Source organism: Kitasatospora kazusensis, assembly GCF_039529945.1.
Classification (GTDB): domain Bacteria; phylum Actinomycetota; class Actinomycetes; order Streptomycetales; family Streptomycetaceae; genus Kitasatospora; species Kitasatospora kazusensis.
On sequence record NZ_BAAANT010000089.1, the window covers coordinates 1 to 6,459 of the forward strand.

Annotated in this window: 6 protein-coding genes; all 6 read left to right on the top strand. The window is 71.0% G+C overall.

Annotation, left to right across the window (positions count from 1 at the left end):
• Positions 1 to 263 precede the first annotated feature (263 nt).
• The 6 genes from ABD330_RS31735 (at position 264) to ABD330_RS31760 (ending at position 6,343) form a co-directional block, all read left to right on the top strand.
• Positions 264 to 959 carry a SigE family RNA polymerase sigma factor gene (locus ABD330_RS31735; protein WP_344469774.1) on the top strand — a complete coding sequence of 232 codons (696 nt, stop codon included), beginning with the start codon at positions 264 to 266 and terminating at the stop codon, positions 957 to 959.
• 571 nt (positions 960 to 1,530) lie between these two features.
• Positions 1,531 to 1,905 carry a hypothetical protein gene (locus tag ABD330_RS31740; protein ID WP_344469775.1) on the top strand — a complete coding sequence of 125 codons (375 nt, stop codon included), beginning with the start codon at positions 1,531 to 1,533 and terminating at the stop codon, positions 1,903 to 1,905.
• A 725-nt stretch (positions 1,906 to 2,630) separates the two neighbouring features.
• The gene (locus ABD330_RS31745; protein ID WP_344469776.1) at positions 2,631 to 3,695 is read left to right on the top strand and encodes an ABC transporter substrate-binding protein; all 1,065 of its coding nucleotides are present in this window, start codon (positions 2,631 to 2,633) and stop codon (positions 3,693 to 3,695) included.
• 3 nt (positions 3,696 to 3,698) lie between these two features.
• On the top strand, positions 3,699 to 4,523 hold the full coding sequence (locus tag ABD330_RS31750) for an ABC transporter ATP-binding protein (RefSeq protein WP_344469777.1): 825 nt from the start codon (positions 3,699 to 3,701) through the stop codon (positions 4,521 to 4,523).
• A complete protein-coding gene (locus ABD330_RS31755; protein ID WP_344469778.1) occupies positions 4,520 to 5,425 on the top strand; it encodes an ABC transporter permease in 906 nt (301 codons plus the stop codon). The genes ABD330_RS31750 and ABD330_RS31755 overlap by 4 nt, the downstream gene beginning before the upstream one ends.
• Positions 5,426 to 5,455: 30 nt before the next feature.
• Complete coding sequence (locus ABD330_RS31760) at positions 5,456 to 6,343, top strand: TauD/TfdA dioxygenase family protein (protein WP_344469779.1); 888 nt, start codon at positions 5,456 to 5,458, stop codon at positions 6,341 to 6,343.
• Positions 6,344 to 6,459 lie beyond the last annotated feature (116 nt).

The following is a 6,459-nucleotide window of genomic DNA, read 5'->3' on the forward strand; positions in this document are numbered from 1 at the left end:
GCCGATGGTACTGCAGGGGGGACCCTGTGGGAGAGTAGGACGCCGCCGAACAATCTTTCACACATGACCCCTCATCCGGGAACGGATGGGGGGTCATGTGCATTTCTGGGCCTGTCTCCGGGCCGTTCGCGCCAAGGCGGAAAGCGGCCGGAAAGCGGGCGGCGAGCGCCGGATGGTGCGTGAGCTGCGATGTCCTCGCGGCCCGGCGGGTGGGGGAGAGGCGTGGTTGCTTCGCACGCCTGTCCACGGCACACTGGCCCGACATGGGCGGGGACCGTGGGGCTGAGGACGACTTCCGGGCGTTCTATCAGGGTGCCTACGGTCACCTGGTGGCGAACCTCTATGCGCTGACCGGTGATCTGGGCGAGGCACAGGATGCCGCCCAGGAGGCTTTCGTGCGGGCCTGGGACCACTGGGACAGGCTGAGCAGGTACGAGAATCCGGTGGCCTGGGTCCGGCTGACCGGGCAGCGGATCGCGATCAGCCGGTGGCGGCGGGCCCGGACGGCCTTGCGGAGCTGGATACGGCACGGCGTGGAGAACCCGGTCCCGGGACCCGGGCCGGAGTCGGTGGCGCTGGTGGAGGCTCTGCGGCGACTGCCGGAGGCGCAGCGTTCGGCTCTGGTGCTGCATCACATGGGTGGTCGCTCGGTGGCGGAGATCGCTGCAGAGGAGGGCGTGCCGATCGGGACGGTGAAGGCTCGCCTGCACCGGGGGCGGCAGGCGCTCGCGCTGCTGCTGGGTGAGGAAATCACCCCCGGGCCGGCCGACGAGACCGCGGGATCTGCGGAGGCGGCCGGCGGGACGGCTGCGAGGGTGCCCCGGCAGGCCGAGCCTGCCGAGTGGGCCGAGCCCCCGACCGTGACGACGGGGAAGACGATGCGGAAGACGCCGGAGAAGGCGGCCGAGGCATCCACCGTGACGGCGGAAATCGTGGGGACGGCGAATGCTCATGTATGAGGGGACGACGAGCACTGTGGACGAGCCGGACCGTCCGACCGTCGGTACTGCCCGGTTGGAGCAGCTGTTCGCCGGGGTCCGGAGTGAGTTGGCGTCGGGGATCGCGCCGCCTCCCGTCGACCGGATCCTCCGCCGGGCCGCACGCAGACGTAGGCGTCGGCGGGGTGGGGCCACGGTGGTCGTGGGCGTGCTCGCCACGGCGGCCTTCTGCGGATGGACTCTGGTGCCACCGGCCGAGAGCCACGGTGGAGCACTTGCCGAACCTGACCGGACCATCAGCCCCACCCTGGCACTCCCGGCTCCTTGGGCGCCGTCGGATTCGCGGGTGGCGGCAGTCGGCGCGGGCACGCCCCTGGACCGTTTGGGCGCCCAACTCATTCTCCCCACTGGCAAGTTGCCCTCGGTAGCGGGCGTGTACGGGCCGTGGGTGCTGCGAATCGGCGCCGGCTCCTCGTGGCCCGGCCTGTCCCAGGCCTCAGGGGCGCCTGGAGCGTCGGCCTCGGTGCCACTGCCGCTGGACGTGCCCGAGTCGTCGTCGGCACCCTCCGTTGCTCCGAGCTGTGTGTCGGTCATGCTGCGGGAGGCAGCGCCGCTGCACCAGTGGGAGTTCGACTATGCCGACGCAGGTGGGCACATGGCGGTGGCCCGCCAGTACGTGCTGGAGTTCGCCTCGGTATCGGCCGCCCTGGAGGGCGAGCTCACGTTCAGTACGGTCGCCGGCTGCACGATGTCAGGAGACGACTGGGTGATGGACGCCTGGACTCCGAGCGTGGCGGCCGTCCGGACGGCAGGTGCGCGTCCGCTGGTGGAGGAGATCACGGCCCGGGTGTTCGGCACCCGGGTGGCCGTTCTGGTCGTGCGCCGCGACGACGGCGGTGCCGGTGTGGGGCTGCATGACGAATTCCGGGTGGCAGCAGGTGAGTTGGCCGGGATCGTGCCCAGCTGAGCCGACGCCCGGCCGCTGCGGTGCGCTGTGGCCCGCAGCGGCCGAGAATTTCTGTGGGTTTTCTGGGCCGGGGATGCAACCTGGGCTCTCCGGTGCGCGTGACTGTTGCGGGAACACCTCCGCGCCTGGGGAGGGTGGCCGCCGGCTCTGCGGGGAACAGGGGACTCCGCAGCTCCACGGTCGCTCTCCCGGGCCCGGGGGTTTTCTTCCGCCGGGGGAACATTCGTTGACGCTGCCGGGCCCGGCTGGAAGGCTCTGGGACGTGAGCCAAGCCGCCAGTCTTGTAGGCCGCCTGCACGTCGATCTGCGACGGCACGCGAGCGCGCTCTGTGCCGTCTGTCGTTGACGACGACCCGCACAGCGCGCAGAACTCCGATGCGCCGCAAGCGAAGGCGCCGCAAGCGAAGGCGCCGCAAGCGAAGGCGTCGCAACTGAAGCGCCGCATCCGAACGCGCTGAGCCCGGCGGGCCCCGACCCGGCGGTACTCGATCCCGCACGGCCGCACCCGAAGGTGCCGGCTGCGTGAGCGGTCCACATCCGGCCGTCCCGTCCGGGTCCATCCGGTCCTGGCCCGTCCCGGGCTGCCCGGTTCCCGGTCCCGGTTTCCGCGTGTTCGCCTCCCCTTCCCCGCTCGGCGGATCATCCCTGCCCGGCTCCGCCGTCCGACGGGCTGCTCGCCGCCCGTCCGCTCCGGCGTCCCCTGCTCCTCGCAAAGGAACATCTCCATGGCCTCGACCTCCAGACGCAACTTCCTGGCACTGGCCGCGATCGGCGCCGCGGCCGCCGCCTGCGGCCGGGCCACCGCTTCGGCCGGCGGCGCCGGTGCACCCGAGACCGGCCGGATCAGGTACCAGGGCTCGGTCGGACAGGTCACGCTGCCCGAACTCGCCGAAGACCTGGGCTACTTCGGTGAGGTGAAGCTTCAGTGGGTCGGCAACACCATCAGCGGGCCGCAGGACATCCAGTCCGCCGCCACCGGTCAGACTGACGTCGGCGGCGCGTTCAACGGTGCGGTGGTCAAGCTGGTCGCGGCCGGCGCGCCGGTGAAGGCGGTGATCAGCTACTACGGTGTCGACGCGGCCAGCTACAACGGCTACTACGTGCTGGCGGACAGCCCGGTCCGGTCGCCGCGCGACCTGCTCGGCAAGAAGGTCGGGATGAACACCCTCGGCGCACACACCGAGGCGCTGCTCGACATCTACCTCCAGCGCAACGGTCTCTCGGCCCGGGACATCGCCAAGGTGGAGCCGGTCGTCGTCCCGCCGGTCAACACCGAGCAGTCGCTGCGGCAGCGGCAGATCGAGGTGGCGGTGCTCGGCGGCGTGCTGCGGGACAAGGCGCTGGCGGCGGGCGGAATCCGGCCGCTGTTCAGTGACTTCGACCTGCTCGGCACGTTCAGCGCGGGCACGTACGTGCTGACCGACCGGTTCCTCAAGGCGAACCCGAACACGGCCCGGACCTTCGTCACAGGCGTCGCCCAGGCGATCGAGTGGGCCAGGACCACCCCGCGCGAGGAAGTCGTCGCCCGCAGCGTCGACATCGTCAAGAAGCGCGGCCGGAACGAGGACACCGCCGCCCTGAAGTACTGGAAGTCCTTCGGAGTCGCCGAGACCGGCGGCCGGATCACCGACGCGGAGTTCCAGCTCTGGATCGACTGGCTGGTCTCGCACGGTGACATCAAGGCCGGGCAGATCAAGCCGGCCGCCCTCTACACCAACGACTTCAACGGGTTCAGCGGCTCCGACCGCTCCGGCGCGAGCGCCGCTGCCCCTTCCGCGAGCAGGAGTTGAGCGATGAGCACCCGGATCAGCTTCCAGCAGGTGACCAAGACCTTCGCCCTCCGGGGGCGTACCGGTGGCCGGGAACGGGAGGAGTTCGTCGCGGTCGACAGCGTGGACCTGGACATCGAGGCGGGTGAGTTCGTCGTCCTGGTGGGGCCGAGCGGCTGCGGCAAGTCCACACTGCTGGACCTGCTCGGCGGGCTGACCGCACCCACCTCGGGACAGATCCTGCTGGGCGGCAGGCCGGTCACCGGTCCCGGGCTGGACCGCAGCACCGTTTTCCAGCAGTACGCGCTGCTGCCGTGGCGCACCGCGCAGGGGAACGTGGAGTTCGGCCTGGAGGCCAGGGGCGTGCCACGGCGGCAACGGGCCGGCCTGGCCCGGGAGTACCTGGAACTGGTCGGCCTGACCGGCTTCGAGGACCGGCACCCGCACGAGCTCTCCGGCGGCATGAAGCAGCGGGTGGCGATCGCCCGCAGCCTCGCCGGGGACCCGGACGTGCTGCTCATGGACGAGCCGTTCGCCGCCCTGGACGCGCAGACCCGGGAGTCGCTCCAGGCCGAGCTGCTCCGGATCTGGGAGCGCACCGGCAAGACCGTCGTGTTCATCACCCACGGCATCGAGGAGGCCGTGTACCTGGGACAGCGCGTCGCGGTGCTCACCTCCCGCCCGGGGAGGGTCAAGGAGGTCGTGCCGATCGACCTGGGGGACCGCAGTGCCACCCAGGACCCGCGCTCCAGCCCGGAGTTCGCCCGCTACCGGCATGAGATCTGGACGCTGCTGCACGACGAGGTCAGCCGGGCCCAGCAGTTGGAGAGAGAGGTCAGCCACGTATGAGCACGGACCTGAGCACGGACCTGGACACCGCCCTGGTGCCCGCGGCTCCCGACCGGACCGGGCCCGCACAGACCGCACAGATCACAGAGACCTCGCCGACCAGGCAGACCGCGAAGCCGGTGCGCACGTCCCGCCTCCTCGGCCTGCTGGCCCGCCTGGTCACCAAGTCCGCCGCGATCGTGGCACTGCTCGCGCTCTGGGAGGCGGCACCGCGCCTGGACCTGGTGGACCGGACCTTCCTGCCGCCGTTCAGCGAGGTGGTCAGCGCCTGGTTCGGGCTGCTGGAGAACGGCCAGCTGCTCAGCAACACCGAAGCCAGCCTGACCCGTTCGCTCACCGGTTTCGGTCTCGCCGTGGTGATCGGTGTGCCGCTCGGGCTGCTGATCGGCTGGTACCGGCGGGTGGCGGATCTGCTCAGTCCGCTGCTGGAGCTCTTCCGCAACACCGCCGCCCTCGCGCTGCTGCCGGTCTTCATCCTGATCCTCGGCATCGGCGAGACCTCGAAGATCTCCATCGTGCTGTACGCCTGCGTCTGGCCGATCCTGCTGAACACGATCAGCGCGGTCCGCACCGTGGACCCGACCTTGCTGCGGCTGGCCCGCTCGCTCGACCTCTCCGCGCCGAGGCTGTTCCAGAAGGTCATCCTGCCCGCCTCCGTACCGGTGATCTTCACCGGTGTCCGGCTGGCCGGGGCCGTCTCCGTCCTGGTGCTGGTCGCGGCCGAGATGGTCGGTGCCAAGGCGGGCCTGGGCTATCTGGTGAACGCCTCGCAGTACAACTTCGCGATCCCGCAGATGTACGCGGGCATCGTGTCGATCTCCGTCGTCGGCCTGCTCTTCAACCAGCTGCTCGTCGTCCTGGAGCGCCGGTTCACCGTCCGGCACACCCCGCTCGCCTCCTGACCCGACCCGCACTCTCCGAGAGGACCCACCATGACCGAGATCGAGATCCACCGGATCGGCGGCCGGATCGGCGCCGAGGTCACCGGCGTCGACACCGCCCAGCCGCTCGACGCGGACACCGTCGCCCGGCTGAACGAAGCGCTGCTGGCGCACAAGGCGCTGTTCTTCCGGGGACAGTCGCTCGACGACGATGCCCAACTCCGCTTCGCCGCCCAGTTCGGGACTCTCACCACCGCCCACCCGACCGTGCCCTCGCTCGACGGCCGGCCCAGCGTCCTGCCCGTCGACAGCGAGGACGGCGGCCGGGCCAACCGCTGGCACACCGACGTCACCTTCGTCCGGACCCCTCCCAAGGCCAGCACGCTGCGCAGCCTGGTCGTCCCGCCGTACGGCGGCAACACGCTGATCGCCAACTCGCAGACCGCGTACCGGGACCTGCCGGACGCGCTGCGCGAACTGGCCGACCGGCTCTGGGCCGTGCACACCAACGACTACGACTACGCGGTCGGCAAGGAGCCGGACGAGGCCGAGGCCGAGCGCCGCCGGGTCTTCACCGCGCGTCGGTACCGGACCGCCCACCCGGTGGTCCGGGTCCACCCCGAGACCGGCGAACGCGGCCTGTTCATCGGCGGGTTCGCCCAGAGCATCATCGGCCTGCCGTCCGCCGAGTCGCACGACCTGCTGCGGAGCCTCCAGGCGTACGTCACGCGGCCGGAGAACGTGGTGCGGTGGCGCTGGGCGCTCGGGGACCTGGTGCTCTTCGACAACCGCGCCACCCAGCACTACGCCCCGGACGATTACGACGACCAGCCCCGCCGGCTGCACCGGGTGACCGTGGCCGGCGACGCGCCGGTGGGCGTCACCGGGGAGGCCAGTTACCTGATCGAGGGCGACGACGCCGCGCACTACACGTCCTGAGCGGACAGCGTCCTGAGCGGGCAGCGTCCTGAGCGGACGACGACCTGAGTGCACGGCATCCCCGACGGACGACGGACGTGCGCCGCGAGATCCCTCCCGATCTCGCGGCGCACGTC